Source organism: Kitasatospora sp. NPDC059747 (assembly GCF_042732955.1).
Lineage (GTDB): Bacteria > Actinomycetota > Actinomycetes > Streptomycetales > Streptomycetaceae > Kitasatospora.
The window spans coordinates 80,600-81,121 of the sequence record NZ_JBHWGV010000014.1; the positions used below are offsets into that span (position 1 = coordinate 80,600).

Sequence of the window (522 nt, forward strand, 5' to 3'; positions counted from 1 at the left end):
GCCCCCGGTCCGCGGGGTCTGCGACGCCGCGCCCGGCCCGGGGGTCGTGGGCGGCCTCGCCGACCTGGGCGACCGCTTCCGGCTGGTCGCGAACGACGTCGACGTCGTCGAGCCGCCGGCGCCGCTGCCCAACCTGCCCGTGGCCCGCGCCGTCTGGAAGCCGCGTCCGGACCTCCACACCTCCGCCGAGGCGTGGCTGACGGCCGGTGCGCCGCACCACACCGTGCTTTCCGGCGCGCTCGGCACCGAGGAACTGGAGGACCTGGCCGAGATGCTCGGCGTGGAGCTCCTGATGATCGACGAGGACACGTCCATCCGCCGGTTCACGAAGGAGCTCCGCTGGAACCAGGCCTACCACCGCCTGGCCCAGGGGTTCTGACCCGCCGACTCCCCGCCGCCCGGCGGCCCCGCCGAGGGCGCCCCCCCCCCCCGCGGGGGGGGCCGGCCCCCCCCCCCACCCCACCCCACCCCCACCAAACCCCTGGTCTAGGAACCGGGCCGAGAGACGCCCACAACAACCAC

The 522-nt window shown here is 76.6% G+C and carries 1 pseudogene; it reads left to right on the forward strand.

Features of this window, described 5'->3' with window-relative positions:
* Positions 1-379: pseudogene (locus ACFV4G_RS09055) on the forward strand (L-arabinose isomerase); the annotation flags it as partial.
* Between the last annotated feature and the right edge of the window lie 143 nt (positions 380-522).